This window comes from Bacillus sp. 1A (assembly GCF_052682215.1).
Genome location: NZ_JBQYLZ010000001.1, coordinates 2,576,833 through 2,593,754, shown reverse-complemented (window position 1 = coordinate 2,593,754; position 16,922 = coordinate 2,576,833). Strand labels below are relative to the sequence as shown.

The window sequence follows — 16,922 nt, the reverse complement described above, 5'->3', positions numbered from 1 at the left end:
TTATTAGCCCGCACCAATCAGGCTTTTATGGGCAGTTGATCCCCCATCTAACTTCTTTGTTTTCGCTGAATTTTGAGGCGGGTGTCTTACTGCCCGGCGAATAGCGGGATAAAGAAAAAGAGCTGCATTTACACGAAGGCACTGAAAAACTCCACTTCATAAGAAAAAGGATCCTACCACCTACTATATAAAGGTGATGGGGTCCTTTTTAATTTCAACATATTGATAAAATGCGTGTTATTTTCTCAAAGTAACCACTTTTTCAGTGGCCTCATTTACACAGCTCTTTTTCTTTTTTAGTCATCTAATTCAATCAGTAAGTCACCCGTTTGAATTGCATCTCCATCGTTAACATATACTTTTTTCACTTTACCATTGAACGGCGCTTGAACTGTCGTTTCCATTTTCATCGCTTCTGTAATTGCCATAGAATCGCCTTTTTTCACTTCATCGCCTTCTTTTACAACTACTTTAATAACCGTTCCTGGCATTGTTGCACTAATGTGGTTTGGATTTTCACGGTTTCCTTTCACACGTTGTGCCACTGTTGCTTTCACACTTTCGTCTTTCACAACAATCTCACGTGGTTGACCGTTAAACTCCAAGTAAAGAATACGGTTTCCATCTGACTGAGGCTCTCCGATTGATACTAGTTTAACCATCAATGTTTTACCTTGTTCGATTTCCACATTGATTTCTTCACCAAGTCTCATACCATAGAAGAATGTCGGTGTATCAAGCACAGACACACTTCCATAAAGCTCAGCAACTTTTTCGTAATCCATAAATACTTTTGGATATAATGCATATGCAACAACATCAAAAATCGTCACTTCGCGTCCAAGCTTATGGAATAGCTCTTCTTTTAACGCGTCGAAATCTACTGGCTCTAATAATTCACCCGGTCTTACTGTTAATGGCTCTTTCCCTTTTAAAATAATTTCTTGTAACTTTTTCGGGAAACCACCATACGGTTGTCCTAAATCTCCTGAGAACATTTCAACAACAGACCCTGGGAAGTCCATAGAATGCCCACGCTCTAAAACATCTTGTTCTGTTAAGTGATTTTGAACCATAAATAATGCCATATCACCGACAACTTTAGATGATGGTGTTACTTTAACAATATCGCCAAACATGTCATTCACACGGCGGTACATTACTTTCACTTCATCGAAGCGATCTCCTAAACCAACCGCTTTCGCTTGTTGTTGTAGATTACTATACTGTCCGCCTGGCATTTCGTGCATATATACCTCTGTATGAGGTGCATTCATACCACTTTCAAACGGTGCGTAGTATTTACGTACATCTTCCCAATAATGAGATAGTTTTTCTAATGAATCTATATTAACGTCTGGCTGTCTTTCGTTTCCACCTAATGCATAGTATAGCGTGTTCGCACTTGGTTGTGACGTTTGACCAGCCATAGAACTTACTGCTACATCGACAATGTCAACACCTGCTTCAATTGCCTTTGTATACGTTAATATACCATTTCCACTCGTATCGTGTGTATGCAAGTGAATCGGAATCGATACCGTCTCTTTTAATGCAGAAACTAAATCATATGCCGCATTAGGTTTTAATAAGCCTGCCATATCTTTAATTCCTAATATATGTGCTCCTGATGCTTCTAACTCTTTTGCTAAGTTTTTATAGTAATTTAAATCATATTTACTACGTAACGGATCATGAATATCTCCTGTGTAGCACATTGTTGCTTCTGCAATTTTACCAGTGTCTCGTACAGCATCAATCGCAACTCTCATACCTTCTACCCAGTTTAAGCTATCAAAAATACGGAACACATCAATTCCTGCTTGAGCAGAACATTCCACAAATTTTTGAATTAAATTATCCGGATAGTTTTTGTAACCAACTGCGTTTGAAGAACGAAGTAACATTTGGAATAAAACGTTTGGCATTTTTTCACGAAGATCTAGTAATCGTTCCCATGGATCTTCCTTTAAGAAACGATATGCAACATCAAACGTTGCACCACCCCACATTTCCGCTGAGAATAGGTTCGGTAACATTCTCGCTGTCGGCTCTGCAATTTGATGTAAATCTTTTGTACGAATACGCGTCGCCAGTAATGACTGATGCGCATCACGGAATGTTGTATCCGTTAAAAGTACACGCTTTTGATCTTGTACCCATTTTACTAATCCGTCCGCTCCACGCTCATCCAAAATTTGTTTCGTTCCATTTTGAACCGGCTCTGAGTGTAATACATTCGGTATACGAGCATCCGGGAAAATTGGTTTCTCTTTTTTCCCTACTCCTGGGAAGCCATTTACTGTTACTGACCCAATGTAATTTAACATTTTTGTTCCGCGGTCTTTACGTTTCGGGAACAGGAATAGTTCAGGTGACGCATCAATAAATGAAGTGTCATATTCTCCTGATAAGAAGTTTTTATGTTTTACTACATTCTCTAGGAATGGAATATTTGTTTTAATACCACGAATACGGAATTCTTTTAAGTTACGTTCCATTTTCGCAGCAGCTTGTTCAAAAGTAAGTGCCCATGTTGTAACTTTTACGAGTAAAGAATCATAGTACGATGTAATAACAGCACCTTGGAAACTATTACCTGTATCAAGACGAACACCGAAACCACCGCCTGATCGGTATGCCATAATTTTCCCTGTATCCGGCATGAAATTATTTAGTGGGTCCTCAGTCGTTACACGAGATTGGATCGCAAATCCATGAACAACTACTTCCTCTTGCTTCGGAACACCTACCATTTTACTATGTAATGCATGTCCATCAGCTATTAAAATTTGCGATTGAACGATATCTACCCCTGTGATCATTTCTGTAATTGTATGTTCAACTTGAACACGCGGATTTACTTCAATAAAGTAAAACTCATCACCTTTTACAAGAAATTCTACTGTTCCTGCGTTTAAATAATTTACATTTTTCGTTAATTTCACAGCAGCATCACAAATACGCTGACGCAAATCATCTGAAAGCGACACACTAGGTGCGATTTCTACCACTTTTTGGTGACGACGTTGTACAGAACAGTCACGCTCGTATAAATGAACAACATTGCCCTCTTCATCTGCTAAAATTTGAACTTCTATATGTTTAGGTTTTTCAACGAATTTTTCAACGTATACTTCATCATTACCAAAGGCTGCTTTCGCTTCTGACTTCGCTCGATTATACGATTCTCTTAATTCTTCACTACTACGTACAATACGCATACCACGACCGCCACCGCCAAGGGAAGCTTTGATAATAATCGGGTAATCATACTTTTCAGCAAATTCTCCAACTTCTTCTACTGAATTTACCGGCCCATCACTACCAGGAATAACTGGAATTTGTGCTAGCTGCGCTTGTGTTCTTGCTTTCACTTTATCTCCAAACATATCTAAATGCTTACTCTTTGGACCAATAAAGATAATCCCTTCTTCTTCACAACGTTTCGCGAATTGAATATTTTCTGACAAGAAACCATATCCAGGGTGGATTGCATCTACATGATTACTTTTCGCAATCTCAATAATGCCCTCAATATCTAGATAAGCATCAATTGGCTTTTTCCCTTCCCCAACTAAATAGGACTCATCGGCTTTATAACGATGATAAGAACCACTATCCTCTTTAGAATAGATTGCAACTGTTTTTAATCCAAGTTCCGAACAAGCTCGAAACACACGAATTGCAATCTCTCCACGGTTAGCTACCAATACTTTTTGAATACGTTGCAGCTTTGTCATGATTTTCCCCCTCTACTTTCCTACCACTCTAGAGATAAAATATATACACACCCTAAAGAGCGTGAAGTTCTTCACTTTCTACATTATATTATACTTAGAAAGCTTCACTTTATTTTTATCCATCATACCTTATTTTTTAACAAATGATAAGTTTTCTGATCAATTTGTTTCACAAAAATAGTATAGCATACCTCTTCCTTTTCTAACAACTTAATTGTATATCACATTTAATTTAATGTGATATATTTTTTAGTGTATATACCAATTAATGCATCCTATTTAATGTTTCTTGCACATAAAAAAACACATCGCGCTCTAAAGCACAATGTGTTTTTTATTTTACTACAACAAGACGCGGTCCATCTTGCTCTCTTTCTTTCATTATCTCATTTTGTTGTTTCTCTTGTCGTTTTACATGACTAGCAACATTTAATAATATACCCATCGCAATTAAATTAGCCAATAAAGAACTACCACCATAACTAATAAACGGTAAAGGTACTCCTGTAAGTGGTATTAATCCAGACATACCACCAACATTAACAAAAGTTTGTATCCCAATTAAACTTGCAATTCCGATTGCAATTAAACTTCCAAATGGATCTTTACACTTCTGTGCTACTCTAAACGAACGAATGATAATAAGTAGTAAACAGATTAAAATGATAGCTACACCTATAAAACCTAGTTCTTCAGATATAATCGCCATAATAAAATCCGTTTGCGGCTCTGGTAAGTAGCCATACTTTTGTATACTATTTCCTAGTCCTCTACCATTTAACCCACCTGAGGCAATTCCAATAAATGAATTTATTAATTGAAATCCATCTTTTTGCGGATCGCTAAATGGATCAAGAAAAACTGAAAATCGAGCTTTTTGGTATAGACTTAATTTATAGTTTCCGATAAAATACAACGCCGGAACCCACACGACAGATGTTAATAAAAATCTTTTAATCCACAAGTTAACATTAACTCCTGAACAGAAGAACATAATTAACACTGTTCCACCTATTAATATGTCAGTCCCTAAGTCATTTTGTAATAAAATTAATACCATCGATCCACCGACAACAAATATAGGAGGTATTATCCCTTGAAAAAAAGGGGTTTGCCTCTCTTGTTTCTTAGCAAAAAAACTTGCTAGCGTAATAATAACTGCTATTTTTACAAACTCAGCTGGTTGTATACCTAATATCCATCCTTTTGCACCATTGATTACCTTACCGAAAAGAAAAGCTGCTGTTAGTAAGCCCAGACTCCCTAACCCCATCGCTGTAAGAATTATTTTTTTCTTCCAAAATTTGTAAGGAATTACAGCGACAATCACTAGTATTACTGTTCCAATAGCAAGAGCAACTAATTGTTTTTTAAAAAAGTGATCTGCTGGCCAGTTATATTTCGACGAAATCGCGACAATGGAACTAGAACTATATACCATTATAACTCCCAACACACATAAGATAACAAGAGGAAGTAATAATGAATAATCCATTGATTTCCATACTCTTTTCATTTCATTTCCTCTTTCTGTTTCAATTTAATTATTGTTGTATTCCATATGTACATTGATTCTTCCTGCTTTATTATACAAATAAAAAGCCCAAACTATTTCAGTTTGAGCCCCCCTATTTGAACCCGTTATTGTTGTTTGTTCGTAAATGCTTCATGAAGTGCAGATAACTCACGTTCAAGCTCTCCTAACATTGCTTTCCCTTGTTCTTCTGCAATAAGACCAAGGCGAACTGCAAAATCGACCTCGCGGGATAGTCCAAACATTTGTGTGTCTAACACTTCTTCATATAATGGACATTGCGGCATTGTAAGATTGTCCATTTGCACCTTAATAAGTCTTAAAATCTTCTCCGCATCCGCTTGTAGAAGGGCTAGTGCCTTTTCCTGATGATTTGATACTGTCTCAGACGCCAAATTGATTCCCTCCGTTTCCGTCCTACTCTCTCCTATCTATTAATATTAGCGATAGTTTTAGTAAATTGCAATAGAAACATTTTTTGTGACAACCGTGTCTAATGCTATTATACTGAAAAGTGGGAGTATAACACAAATGGGGGAACAACAATGAGCGAAATTTTATTTATTAATGGAAAAGTTCGTTTTCCAATCACTATCGATCCAACTGTTTGGATCTTTGATGATCGAAAAGTAGATTTGACAACTTACTTTGATGAAACAAGAGAAAACACTTCAGAACTAGAAGCTTATTTAAAAAACACTTCAGAGCATTGGGATCGCGAAATCCGTGATGGTGCTGCGTTTCCACCGATACAACAAAGTGTAAAGAAATATAAAAAAGAACAACTAATTACTGGAACGTTCGGTATACCATTTCATCCATTTCTTGCTAACGCCGAAATTTCAGATGGCGCTACGCAAGTCGAAATTGAAACAGTAGATCAAACAATAATACTTCCATTAGAAACTGTAGAAAATGCTATTCTTGGTTTTTCAAAAGAAGGAAAGCCATTAAAAGAGGATGGACCTGTTCATCTATATTACAATGATGGATCTAATAGACAAAATCCAATCCGTAACATCCGTAAATTCACAATTATTTAAAGTGTATACTTGGAAGAAAAAGGAGTGAGCCTCAGCTCACTCCTTTTATAATAAATCCGCTGCAAGTTGAGCTAAATTAGACCGCTCCCCTTTAACAAACTTTACATGACCACTAATACGTTGCTCTTTAAACTTCTCTACAACATATGTTAAACCATTATTATATTCATCCAAATACGGGTGATCAATTTGCTGAGGATCTCCCATTAATACAATTTTACTTTTTTCTCCTACCCTTGTTAATATCGTTTTCACTTCATGCTTCGTTAAATTTTGTGCTTCATCAATTATAATGAACTGATCTGGAATACTTCTCCCACGTATATAGGTAAGGGCCTCTACTTCAATCGAACCCATTCCAGCTAAAATAGCATCTAACTCTCCTGGCTTTTTCGTATTAAATAAGTACTCTAGATTATCAAAAATCGGTTGCATCCATGGTCTTAACTTTTCTTCTTTTTCTCCTGGTAAATAACCGATATCTTTTCCGACTGGAACAATTGGCCTTGCAACGAGTAGTTTTTTATATAGTCCTAAATCTTCCGTTTGCATGAGTCCTGAAGCCAACGCGAGTAATGTTTTTCCTGTACCAGCTTTCCCCGTTAACGTTACTAGCGGAATATCTTCACGAAGCAACAATTCTAACCCCATAATTTGCTGCACATTTCGTGGTCGTATCCCCCATACTTGTTCATTGTGAAAAATAAGTTTCTTTACCTTCTTACCTAAATGATCCACAATGCCAAGTGCTGAACTAGATCCCCCTAATGCATCTTTCATTACTACAAACTGATTTGGATAAAAAGGGTGATTTGCAATTTCGGATAAAGGCAATTCACCTTTTTCATAAAAATAATCTAATTGCTCTTTTGATATATACCCTTCTAAAAATCCTGAATATATATTATCTACTTCAATTACACGATCACTTAAATAATCTTCCGCCTTCAAACCAATTGCATCAGCTTTTACCCTTACGAGCACGTCTTTACTTACTAAAATAACAGACTTCCCGTCCTCTTTTTCTTGTTCTTCTAAAGATAGATTTTTTGCTACAGCTAAAATTCGATTATCATTTGTTTTTTCTACAAAAATATCTTGTAGTTGAACAAATGAACGATGATTTAATTCAATACGAAATGTACCGCCGTTTTCTAACGGAATACTTTCATGCAGCTTTCCTATTTCACGAAATTTGTCTATTAACTTAGATACATAACGAGCGTTTCGTCCTACTTCATCCATATAACGTTTTTTCGAATCAACCTCTTCTAATACAACTGCTGGAATCACTACTTCATTTGTTTCAAATGAAAAAATAGATAAAGGATCCTGCAAAAGTACATTCGTATCTAACACATAAATTTTATCCAACCTGTTACCCCCTGACTCCACTTTTAAATTTGTAGAACAAGGGTTTCATCCATAAAATATGGACGAACCATTGTTATAATTATATGTACCGTATAAACGAGGTAGAATCGAAATTCATAACCATGAAACCTTTTATTTATTTTTTATTCATTTCTATTCAATATATTACTTTTAATTATAATTATTAACATAAAATCACAATAACTGATTACAAAAGTTAATAACTTATTTTCTTATTTATCACATTTATAATTCTTTTATTCCTACTAACACTTGGCTATCCAGCTTTTTCGCTGCGCGAATATCATATGTTTTTTCATAGGTTGGCTCAGTTGCAAGCTTCGCTCCATAAAACATAACATCACGTACTTCTTGTACATTTACTTCTATTACAGTTAATTTTAGAGGAATGCCTTCCATTCTATCAGTCAAAATTTCACCTGCACCACTTATGGAAAATACGGATTCATTCGCCATTATAGTCAATACTAGCCCAGTACTATGCCGTATATTTTCCACAATACGTGAACGTTGATCTACTGCAAATCGAATACTAGTTTTACTCACTGCATACACCCAAGAAATAGCACTTACGTTAGGAACTTGTTTTTCGAAGTCTGTTGTTGCTACCATAACAATACATTCTTTACGTAACGTTTGTACTAAATCATCTGTTAATGTAGGATCTACTACATTCGCCATATTTCCACCTCCAAATATACTTACTATATCCTTATCATAACTTATTTTTCGAATTGCGAAAATATTATTTTTTCCCGCTATTATTCAAAAATATTACACTTCCATGATATACTTATACTGATAGAATTCGTATTGAGGTGACGAAATGAGAGTCAAGTGTATGATTTGTGATAAAAAAGATATGTTAGATGATGAAAATCCTATGGCAAAAAAACTACGTAACCGCCCTATTCATACATATATGTGCATGGAATGTTCGGAACGAATTGCAGAACGTACGATGGAACGTCATGCAAGTGGTAATTTCCGATTATACCGTGATAAAAAAGTCGAAGACGATTGGTAAAATGTAAATAAGTCCTTAATCATATAGATAAGGACTTATTTATATTTTTCAGGTTCACGATTCATTTGATCCAAAAAACAATCAATAGCTTCTAACGGAAACCTTGCAGATTTTCTTTCTCCATTCATTTCATATGTAATCAAATACATTTCTTCATTCTTTTTAACTTCCACATTCTTTAATTTATGTTCTTCATATATCATATTTTCAAATAACAAATACGTTTCTTGTGCAGCACGATCATCTGGACGTGCTTCGGCAACTGTTTTAATTGTTAACCAATTATATAACGCATCTTGTACTGAACGCATAAAAATTTGCCCCCTCACCCTGCTTTTTGTTGTCTCGCTTGACGTAAACGCAACCTATAAATCCCAAGTACAATTGCCGCTACAACAAGGCCCTCTCCAACAGGTAAAAAAACTGCAAAGAAAGTTAAAACTGTACATCCAATCGCTAACGATATATATATCACTATATTTTTTATTATTGATAGTTTTCTTGCAAAACCTAAATTATACACAAGTGCACTTAATATAATAATGATGCCATACAGCAACCACATCCCTAGTTCCGGATTTTCATCAACTTTACATAATTTCGCAAAAAACGACATTCTTTCTAACATCATTCATCCCCCTTTCTCACAAGAAACAAATTTTATTTATGTACTTAATACAAGAGTAACCCGCAAAAAAAATACTGTCCACAAAAAAGAGTAAATATTCCAAAAATAAATACAATAAAAAACAGCCACCCCTCAAAGGTAGCTGTTCTATTATTTTACGCTTCTACAGATTTCTTTTTCTTAGCAGCTCTTTCGCGCTCGCTCTTATCAAGAATCTTTTTACGTAGACGAATTGATTCTGGAGTTACTTCACAGAACTCGTCATCGTTTAAGTACTCTAATGACTCTTCTAAAGTCATTAAGCGTGGTTTTTTCATTGTTGAAGTTTGATCTTTCGTCGCAGAACGAATATTAGTTTGTTGTTTCATTTTTACAACGTTAACTGTTAAGTCATTCTCACGAGTATGTTCTCCAACAATCATACCAGCATATACTTCTGTACCTGGTTCAACGAAGATTACACCACGGTCTTCAACTTGCATAATACCGTATTGTGATGCTTTTCCTGTTTCAAGTGAAACTAGAACACCTTGGCGACGTCCACCAACTTGTCCAGCGTGTACTGGTTGGTAGCAATCGAATGTATGGTTTAAAATACCGTAACCACGAGTTAATGTTAAGAATTCTGTTGTGTAACCAATTAAACCACGTGCTGGAACCATGAAAGTAAGGCGAACTTGACCGTTTCCGTTATTCACCATATCTAACATTTCACCTTTACGTGCACCCATAGATTCCATAATAGAACCAGTGTATTCTTCAGGTACATCGATTTGCACGCGCTCTACAGGCTCACATCTTACGCCATCAACTTCTTTAATAATTACTTCAGGCTTAGATACTTGTAGTTCATAACCTTCACGACGCATGTTTTCAATTAGGATAGATAAATGTAATTCCCCGCGTCCAGATACGATCCACGCATCAGGAGAATCTGTATTATCTACACGTAAACTTACATCTGTTTCTAATTGTGAACGAAGACGCTCTTCAATTTTACGAGATGTAATGAATTTACCTTCACGACCTGCAAATGGGCTGTTATTTACAAGGAATGTCATTTGTAGTGTTGGCTCATCAATACGTAATAATGGTAGAGCCTCTTCATGCTCAACCGGACATACCGTTTCACCTACGTTAATGTCTTCCATACCCGAAACAGCTACTAAATCTCCAGCTTTTGCTTCTTCAATTTCTTGACGTTTTAATCCAATGTAACCAAATAATTTCGTTACACGGAATTGTTTTACAGTTCCATCAACTTTCATTAATGCAACTTGTTGTCCTACTTTCATTGTACCACGGAATACGCGTCCAACCCCGATACGACCAACATAGTCATTGTAATCAAGAAGTGCTACTTGGAATTGAAGTGGCTCTTCGCTGTTATCAACTGGTGCTGGAATATGTTCAATAATTGTGTCAAACAATGATTTCATATTCTCTTCTTGATTTGCTGGATTTGAATCTAAGCTTGCTGTTCCGTTCATTGCTGATGCAAATACAACTGGGAACTCTAATTGATCTTCGTTTGCACCAAGTTCGATGAATAAGTCAACTACTTCATCAACTACTTCATCAGGGCGAGCGAAGTCACGGTCAATTTTGTTTACAACAACGATTGGAGTTAAGTTTTGCTCAAGAGCTTTCTTTAAAACAAATCGTGTTTGTGGCATACAACCTTCATATGCATCAACAACAAGTAGAACACCATCAACCATTTTCATGATACGTTCTACTTCTCCACCGAAGTCAGCGTGACCAGGTGTATCTAAAATGTTAATTCTTTTATCTTCATAGTGAATCGCAGTATTCTTCGCTAAAATTGTAATACCACGTTCTCTTTCTAGATCGTTTGAGTCCATTGCGCGTTCTTCAATATGTTCATTCGCACGGAACGTCCCCGCTTGACGTAATAACTGGTCAACAAGTGTTGTTTTACCATGGTCAACGTGGGCAATAATTGCTATATTTCGTAAATCTTGTCGTTTTTTCAACATGTCCAACTCCTAATGTCTTTTTAATCCTTCTCTATTATAAGAGCGAAGGGGATACAATGGCAATCAAAATAAAATCAAGAATGAAAATATAGTTGTATTCTTACTTTTGTGAAAGTAAAATGAGATTGGAGGGTGAAGAAATGGAACACATTCAATATCGCTTTTTATTAACTGCAATTATCGGTGTTATTTTCTTAATCGGTATCGGCATTATGGTTGCTGAAAATAGTCCCATCGGTATTATTATTTGCATTATCGGCACATTTGTTACAGTTGGATACGGTTTTGTAACAAAAAGAAAAATGCGTAAATCGAAATAACGTCAAAAAGTAAGAAGCGCTTATACAGCCTCTTACTTTTTTTGTTACTCCGCTATAAATCGTAACAACTCTTCATACACTCCTGGTTTTGCAACTAATACGCTGCTCTTCTCTACGATAGAAAGCGGGGATCCAGAAAAAGTTGTCACCTTGCCTCCAACTTCCTCTACAATTATCTGTCCCCCACCAAAATCCCATGGTGATAATCTCGGCGTTACATATGCATCTATTCTTCCTGTTGCAACGTATACCATCTCTAACGCTGCACAGCCATATGATCTCGTGCCTCTTGCTTTCTTAACCAGTGCCATCATACTTTCCCTATTAAGCATTGGATTGTCGGTAAGCCATATCGCATTTAAAGCTACAATACCTTGCTCTACAGTTCCTTTTTCCAATAAAGGTATTGGTACTTCATTACAAAATGCTCCAGCTCCCTTTACCGCATGGTATAATTCATCATGAACTGGATCATAAATGAGTCCAACCTTTCCGATACCGTTCTCATAAATTCCAATTGAAATTGCGAAATTTCTTTTTTGATGAACAAAGTTCATCGTGCCATCAATTGGATCAATTAACCAAACAACCCCATCAGAAGAAGTTACCTCATCTCCATAACCTTCTTCTCCTAAAATATTATGGTTCGGGAATGTTTCTTTAATTTTCCCAATTAAAAACTGTTCTATTTCTCGGTCCATATTTGTTACTAAATCAGCTGCATTGGATTTCGTTTCTATAATAAGTGCTTTTTCCATTGATGCCATTAAAAACTCTCCTGCATCTCGAATCCACTGTTTGGCGTGTGCATCGATGTCTTTCCATACTTCTTGCATGTTTAAACACTCCGATCTATACTGTTCACAGAAAAAACGAACCCTTTATAAGGTTCGCACCAACTAATTTTTTATACATATACTATTATTACGCTTCTAAACGAATCATTTCAAGTCTTAACACTTCTAACTTTTGTACACACTCTTCTTTTTTCAGTTTATCATTTTCCATCATCGCATCATATAAAGTTGCTAATTCATAATCTAGCTCCAAACGTAGCACCGGTATTCTCTTTTCAGCATCTGTTCTCTTTAACGCATTAATCACCTGTCTCATATTATTTGCCTCCTCCCAATATTCGTCTGCCCTCGGACTATAATTGATTCAATTTTCTGATTTTTTATTTTATACTATACTATGTTGGATAAATCATCTATGCAACAAAATTATATTTTTTTATTTAAATTTTTTTGTGCTGTTTTTTTTATGAATAGTACAAGCTATGCTAAAATAAAAGCAAAATAGGAGTTGGAGGAACAATCATGACACTACAAACATTCAAGTCAACTGATTTTGAGGTCTTTACAGTTGATGGTCTCGAAGAACGAATGAGTGCAATTAAAACGAACATTCATCCTAAGCTTGAAGCTTTAGGGGAACAGTTTGCAACGTATTTATCCAAACAAACTGATGAGAACTTTTTTTATCATGTAGCAAAACATGCACGCCGCAAAGTCAATCCACCAAACGATACTTGGGTTGCTTTTTCAACAAATAAACGCGGTTATAAAATGCTGCCACATTTCCAAATTGGATTATGGGGTACTCATGCCTTCATATACTTTGGTTTAATCTATGAGTGTCCACAAAAAGTGGAGACGGCTCACGCCTTCTTAGAACATTTAAATGATTTAAAAACAAATATTCCAAATGACTTCGTTTGGTCCATTGACCATACTAAACCAAGTGTAAAATTACATAAAACACTTGAAACAGAAGACTTACAAAAGATGATTGAACGTCTAGCTACTGTGAAAAAAGCAGAATTATTAGTTGGGATTCATATATCACCAGAGGAGTTTTCAGCAATGACCAACGAACAATTCCTTGCTAAGATTGAATCTACGATGCAATCACTCCTTCCTTTATATGCACTTTGTAATCGATAGTAGAAAACGGACAATTTATATTGTCCGTTTTTAGTTGTTATCACATTATATCACTTCAGTTTTTATTTTTCAAAATATTTTTACATTTTCACGAGCTTTTGTTCTTCCGTTTCTTTCGCCCTTTGAATCGCACGGTATATAGAATATCCACTTACTTCTTGAAACTCTTTATCAATTTTCTTCTCTTCTGCTTTAGATGGAACAATCTCTTTAAAACGACGATATAATCCCATTAATTCTTCTCTTATAATTCCTTTTTCGTATGCTTTCTCAATTGCTTCATAAAACTTCACAATTACAACCATTTCCTCATTTGACCAATTATAATCTAACGGATATTGATATTCCATTTCGCACCTCATTTATCATTTCTTCTTATTTCAATATGCTATCTTAAAGGGATTTTTTTCTTCTTCACTATAGCCACTTTGCATTATACACTATTTATTCATTGTGATGGAATTGTCTTCCTCTATAAATTAATTGGAAATAACTATTTAACATACCCACTGTAAAAATATTTTTTTCTATACATCTATAATTATTGGTGATATAATGCTTTTGTTTTATAGAAAATAAAGTGAACCTACCATCTCAAAAATGCTTTTGTGATTGGCAGAAAAACAAGTCTCATTCTAAAAGCACTTAACTTTTTTAGAACAAGATTATATAAAACAAACTCTAATAAATATTATGAAAAAGAAGGGGTGTATAGATTGTCCCAATACGAAACACCATTGTTTACCGCTTTAGTTGAGCACAGTAAGCGAAATCCAATTCAATTCCATATTCCTGGTCACAAAAAAGGACAGGGCATGGATCCTACATTTCGCGAATTTATTGGGCATAATGCATTAGCAATTGATTTAATTAATATTGCGCCGCTCGATGATTTACATCATCCAAAAGGTATGATTAAAGAAGCACAAGATTTAGCAGCCGCTGCATTTGGTGCAGATCATACTTTCTTTTCTATTCAAGGTACAAGTGGTGCAATAATGACAATGGTGATGAGCGTGTGCGGTCCTGGTGACAAAATCCTAGTGCCACGAAACGTGCATAAATCAGTAATGTCAGCTATTATTTTCTCAGGTGCAAAACCGATTTTCATGCATCCTGAAATCGATCCAACACTTGGTATTTCACACGGAATCACAATTCACTCTGTCAAAAAGGCACTTGAAGAGCATTCAGATGCGAAAGGCTTACTTGTTATTAATCCAACATACTTTGGCTTTGCTGCGGACTTAGAACAGATTGTCCAATTAGCCCATTCTTATGATATCCCTGTACTAGTTGATGAGGCTCATGGTGTTCATATTCATTTTCACGATGAATTGCCGATGTCAGCGATGCAAGCCGGTGCAGATATGGCAGCAACAAGTGTTCACAAATTAGGAGGATCTTTAACGCAAAGTTCTATTCTTAACGTGAAGGAAGGCCTTGTGAACGTTAAACATGTTCAATCTATTATTAGCATGCTTACGACGACATCAACTTCTTACATCTTGTTAGCATCCCTAGATGTTGCTAGAAAACGTCTTGCTACAGAAGGAACAGCACTCATAGAACAAACAATTCAATTAGCGGAACAAGTTCGTGATGCTATTAATGCTATTGAGGATCTTTACTGTCCTGGGAAAGAAATGCTAGGTACAGATGCTACTTTTAACTATGATCCTACAAAGATAATTGTATCTGTAAAAGATTTAGGTATTACAGGCCATCAGGCTGAAGTATGGCTTAGAGAGCAATATAACATTGAAGTAGAACTCTCAGATTTATACAACATACTATGTCTTGTCACTTTTGGGGATACAGAAAGTGAGACAAATACACTTATTGCAGCATTACAAGATTTAGCAGCAACATTTAGAAATAAAGCCGATAAAGGTGTTCAAATACAAGTAGAAATTCCAGAAATACCAGTGCTAGCACTTTCTCCTCGAGATGCTTTTTATTCGGAAACAGAAGTCATTCCGTTTGAAAATGCAGCAGGTCGTATTATAGCTGATTTCGTTATGGTTTATCCGCCAGGGATTCCAATCTTTACTCCGGGGGAAATTATTACACAAGATAACTTAGCGTATATTCGTAAAAACTTAGAAGCGGGTTTACCTGTACAAGGTCCTGAAGATATGACATTACAAACATTACGTGTGATTAAAGAATACAAGCCTATCAGTTGATAGGCTTTTCTTTCACCATTTTTCCCTTTTCTCATACGATATTAAGTAATGTAACGTATAGGTGGGGATACGATTATGATTGTAATAGGCCGTTCTATTGTACATCCTTATATCACAAATGAATACGAGCCATTTGCAGCTGAGAAACAACAAATTTTATCAATAATGGCAGGAAATCAAGAAATTTATTCCTTCCGAACATCTGATGAACTCAGCTTTGATCTAAATTTGCGAGTGAATATTATTACTTCTGCATTAGAACTTTTTCAAAGTGGATTTCAGTTTCGCACATTTCAACAATCCTTTTGCAACCCCCAGTATTGGAAAAGAACGTCACTTGGAGGATTCGAGCTACTACCAAACATACCCCCTTCCATTGCCATACAAGATATTTTCAAAAACGGAAAACTATATGGAACTGAATGTGCCACCGCTATGATCATTATTTTTTACAAAGCTTTACTATCATTATATGAGGAAGAAACTTTCAACCGTCTCTTTGCAAACCTTTTACTTTATACGTGGGACTACGATCAAGATTTAAAGCTCATAACAAAAACGGGTGGTGATCTTGTTCCAGGTGATCTCGTTTATTTTAAAAATCCACAAGTGAATCCAGCTACGATCGAGTGGCAAGGAGAAAATGCAATCTATCTAGGAAATTTCTTTTTTTACGGACATGGCGTAGGTGTAAAAACAAAAGAAGAAATTATATACTCATTAAATGAACGACGAGTCCCTTACGCTTTTATTTCAGCTTTCTTGACCGATACTATTACCCGTATTGATAGCCGTCTTATGAGCCACTACGCTTCTCCTAGCACTCCACAGACATCGATAGGGTTTATTCCGATTAGAGATGATGCAATCGTTGCAACAGTTGGTCATACAACTACAATTTATTAAAAAAGCGCCTACATATGTATATGTAGGCGCTTTTTCTTATTTAAGCTTTTGTATGTTCTTTATGGTCACATTCGCAATGAGATCCACATTTCCCGTATAGTACTGTTGATTTTTCATCTTCAAAATGTCCGATTGTTCCTTCACATACTTGGCATACGATTGTTCCCATTTTTCATTTCCCCCTGAGTTTT

General features: G+C 35.9%; 18 protein-coding genes. 6 read left to right on the top strand and 12 right to left on the bottom strand.

Annotation, left to right across the window (positions count from 1 at the left end):
- Nucleotides 1-296: 296 nt before the first annotated feature.
- The 3 genes from pyc to ACUN0F_RS13280 all read right to left on the bottom strand — a co-directional run bounded on the left by pyc (nt 297) and on the right by ACUN0F_RS13280 (nt 5,672).
- Nucleotides 297-3,743, bottom strand: coding sequence for a pyruvate carboxylase (gene pyc, locus ACUN0F_RS13290; protein WP_445539554.1), 3,447 nt, complete (start codon nt 3,741-3,743; stop codon nt 297-299).
- Nucleotides 3,744-4,077: 334 nt separating this feature from the next.
- Nucleotides 4,078-5,259, bottom strand: coding sequence for a putative lipid II flippase FtsW (ftsW, locus tag ACUN0F_RS13285; protein WP_046956453.1), 1,182 nt, complete (start codon nt 5,257-5,259; stop codon nt 4,078-4,080).
- A 125-nt stretch (nt 5,260-5,384) separates the two neighbouring features.
- The gene (locus ACUN0F_RS13280) at nt 5,385-5,672 is read right to left on the bottom strand and encodes a YlaN family protein (protein ID WP_000135698.1); all 288 of its coding nucleotides are present in this window, start codon (nt 5,670-5,672) and stop codon (nt 5,385-5,387) included.
- A gap of 150 nt (nt 5,673-5,822) precedes the next feature.
- On the opposite strand from ACUN0F_RS13280, the gene ACUN0F_RS13275 reads away from it, so the two are divergent.
- Entirely contained in the window at nt 5,823-6,320 is a 498-nt protein-coding gene (locus ACUN0F_RS13275) for a hypothetical protein (RefSeq protein WP_001289800.1), read from the top strand.
- Between the two features lie 45 nt (nt 6,321-6,365).
- On the opposite strand, the gene ACUN0F_RS13270 is transcribed toward ACUN0F_RS13275, so the two are convergent.
- Both ACUN0F_RS13270 and ACUN0F_RS13265 read right to left on the bottom strand, forming a co-directional pair.
- Entirely contained in the window at nt 6,366-7,694 is a 1,329-nt protein-coding gene (locus ACUN0F_RS13270) for a PhoH family protein (RefSeq protein WP_000358079.1), read from the bottom strand.
- 246 nt (nt 7,695-7,940) lie between these two features.
- Complete coding sequence (locus ACUN0F_RS13265) at nt 7,941-8,396, bottom strand: pyridoxamine 5'-phosphate oxidase family protein (protein ID WP_046956452.1); 456 nt, start codon at nt 8,394-8,396, stop codon at nt 7,941-7,943.
- A gap of 145 nt (nt 8,397-8,541) precedes the next feature.
- Here ACUN0F_RS13265 and ACUN0F_RS13260 point away from each other — a divergent pair, with 145 nt between their 5' ends.
- Nucleotides 8,542-8,742: a YlaI family protein gene (locus tag ACUN0F_RS13260; RefSeq protein ID WP_001995040.1), complete on the top strand. Its 201-nt coding sequence runs from the start codon at nt 8,542-8,544 to the stop codon at nt 8,740-8,742.
- A gap of 35 nt (nt 8,743-8,777) precedes the next feature.
- On the opposite strand, the gene ACUN0F_RS13255 is transcribed toward ACUN0F_RS13260, so the two are convergent.
- The 3 genes from ACUN0F_RS13255 to typA form a co-directional block, all read right to left on the bottom strand.
- Nucleotides 8,778-9,053, bottom strand: a complete 276-nt coding sequence (locus ACUN0F_RS13255) for a hypothetical protein (RefSeq protein WP_046956451.1) — start codon at nt 9,051-9,053, stop codon at nt 8,778-8,780.
- A gap of 14 nt (nt 9,054-9,067) precedes the next feature.
- A complete protein-coding gene (locus ACUN0F_RS13250) occupies nt 9,068-9,370 on the bottom strand; it encodes a YlaH-like family protein (RefSeq protein WP_000893656.1) in 303 nt (100 codons plus the stop codon).
- A gap of 155 nt (nt 9,371-9,525) precedes the next feature.
- Complete coding sequence (gene typA / locus ACUN0F_RS13245) at nt 9,526-11,370, bottom strand: translational GTPase TypA (protein WP_000914755.1); 1,845 nt, start codon at nt 11,368-11,370, stop codon at nt 9,526-9,528.
- Between the two features lie 140 nt (nt 11,371-11,510).
- Here typA and ACUN0F_RS13240 point away from each other — a divergent pair, with 140 nt between their 5' ends.
- The gene (locus ACUN0F_RS13240) at nt 11,511-11,690 is read left to right on the top strand and encodes a DUF5325 family protein (protein WP_000400128.1); all 180 of its coding nucleotides are present in this window, start codon (nt 11,511-11,513) and stop codon (nt 11,688-11,690) included.
- Nucleotides 11,691-11,734: 44 nt separating this feature from the next.
- Here ACUN0F_RS13240 and ACUN0F_RS13235 read toward each other — a convergent pair whose 3' ends face one another.
- Nucleotides 11,735-12,526, bottom strand: a complete 792-nt coding sequence (locus tag ACUN0F_RS13235) for an inositol monophosphatase family protein (protein ID WP_046956450.1) — start codon at nt 12,524-12,526, stop codon at nt 11,735-11,737.
- A gap of 88 nt (nt 12,527-12,614) precedes the next feature.
- Nucleotides 12,615-12,803, bottom strand: coding sequence for a hypothetical protein (locus tag ACUN0F_RS13230; RefSeq protein WP_001250166.1), 189 nt, complete (start codon nt 12,801-12,803; stop codon nt 12,615-12,617).
- A 206-nt stretch (nt 12,804-13,009) separates the two neighbouring features.
- Between ACUN0F_RS13230 and ACUN0F_RS13225 the strand changes: the two genes are divergently transcribed.
- Entirely contained in the window at nt 13,010-13,636 is a 627-nt protein-coding gene (locus tag ACUN0F_RS13225; protein WP_000175087.1) for a YktB family protein, read from the top strand.
- 80 nt (nt 13,637-13,716) lie between these two features.
- On the opposite strand, the gene ACUN0F_RS13220 is transcribed toward ACUN0F_RS13225, so the two are convergent.
- Nucleotides 13,717-13,986 (bottom strand): UPF0223 family protein, encoded by a 270-nt coding sequence (locus ACUN0F_RS13220; RefSeq protein ID WP_000456567.1) that lies wholly within the window; start codon nt 13,984-13,986, stop codon nt 13,717-13,719.
- Between the two features lie 366 nt (nt 13,987-14,352).
- Here ACUN0F_RS13220 and speA point away from each other — a divergent pair, with 366 nt between their 5' ends.
- Together speA and ACUN0F_RS13210 are read left to right on the top strand one after the other, a co-directional pair.
- Nucleotides 14,353-15,825, top strand: a complete 1,473-nt coding sequence (speA, locus tag ACUN0F_RS13215; RefSeq protein WP_264460868.1) for an arginine decarboxylase — start codon at nt 14,353-14,355, stop codon at nt 15,823-15,825.
- Between the two features lie 75 nt (nt 15,826-15,900).
- Complete coding sequence (locus ACUN0F_RS13210) at nt 15,901-16,731, top strand: protein-glutamine gamma-glutamyltransferase (protein WP_000635323.1); 831 nt, start codon at nt 15,901-15,903, stop codon at nt 16,729-16,731.
- A 40-nt stretch (nt 16,732-16,771) separates the two neighbouring features.
- Here ACUN0F_RS13210 and ACUN0F_RS13205 read toward each other — a convergent pair whose 3' ends face one another.
- Nucleotides 16,772-16,900 (bottom strand): GapA-binding peptide SR1P, encoded by a 129-nt coding sequence (locus tag ACUN0F_RS13205; protein WP_000536796.1) that lies wholly within the window; start codon nt 16,898-16,900, stop codon nt 16,772-16,774.
- Nucleotides 16,901-16,922 lie beyond the last annotated feature (22 nt).

Excerpts from the sequence above, each read along its gene's own strand:
- pyc (WP_445539554.1), bottom strand. The coding sequence starts at position 3,743 with ATGACAAAGCTGCAACGTATTCAAAAAGTATTGGTAGCTAACCGTGGA.
- ftsW (WP_046956453.1), bottom strand. The coding sequence starts at position 5,259 with ATGAAAAGAGTATGGAAATCAATGGATTATTCATTATTACTTCCTCTT.
- ACUN0F_RS13275 (WP_001289800.1), top strand. The coding sequence starts at position 5,823 with ATGAGCGAAATTTTATTTATTAATGGAAAAGTTCGTTTTCCAATCACT.
- ACUN0F_RS13265 (WP_046956452.1), bottom strand. The coding sequence starts at position 8,396 with ATGGCGAATGTAGTAGATCCTACATTAACAGATGATTTAGTACAAACG.
- ACUN0F_RS13260 (WP_001995040.1), top strand. The coding sequence starts at position 8,542 with ATGAGAGTCAAGTGTATGATTTGTGATAAAAAAGATATGTTAGATGAT.
- ACUN0F_RS13255 (WP_046956451.1), bottom strand. The coding sequence starts at position 9,053 with ATGCGTTCAGTACAAGATGCGTTATATAATTGGTTAACAATTAAAACA.
- ACUN0F_RS13250 (WP_000893656.1), bottom strand. The coding sequence starts at position 9,370 with ATGTTAGAAAGAATGTCGTTTTTTGCGAAATTATGTAAAGTTGATGAA.
- typA (WP_000914755.1), bottom strand. The coding sequence starts at position 11,370 with ATGTTGAAAAAACGACAAGATTTACGAAATATAGCAATTATTGCCCAC.
- ACUN0F_RS13240 (WP_000400128.1), top strand. The coding sequence starts at position 11,511 with ATGGAACACATTCAATATCGCTTTTTATTAACTGCAATTATCGGTGTT.
- ACUN0F_RS13235 (WP_046956450.1), bottom strand. The coding sequence starts at position 12,526 with ATGCAAGAAGTATGGAAAGACATCGATGCACACGCCAAACAGTGGATT.
- ACUN0F_RS13230 (WP_001250166.1), bottom strand. The coding sequence starts at position 12,803 with ATGAGACAGGTGATTAATGCGTTAAAGAGAACAGATGCTGAAAAGAGA.
- ACUN0F_RS13225 (WP_000175087.1), top strand. The coding sequence starts at position 13,010 with ATGACACTACAAACATTCAAGTCAACTGATTTTGAGGTCTTTACAGTT.
- ACUN0F_RS13220 (WP_000456567.1), bottom strand. The coding sequence starts at position 13,986 with ATGGAATATCAATATCCGTTAGATTATAATTGGTCAAATGAGGAAATG.
- ACUN0F_RS13210 (WP_000635323.1), top strand. The coding sequence starts at position 15,901 with ATGATTGTAATAGGCCGTTCTATTGTACATCCTTATATCACAAATGAA.
- ACUN0F_RS13205 (WP_000536796.1), bottom strand. The coding sequence starts at position 16,900 with ATGGGAACAATCGTATGCCAAGTATGTGAAGGAACAATCGGACATTTT.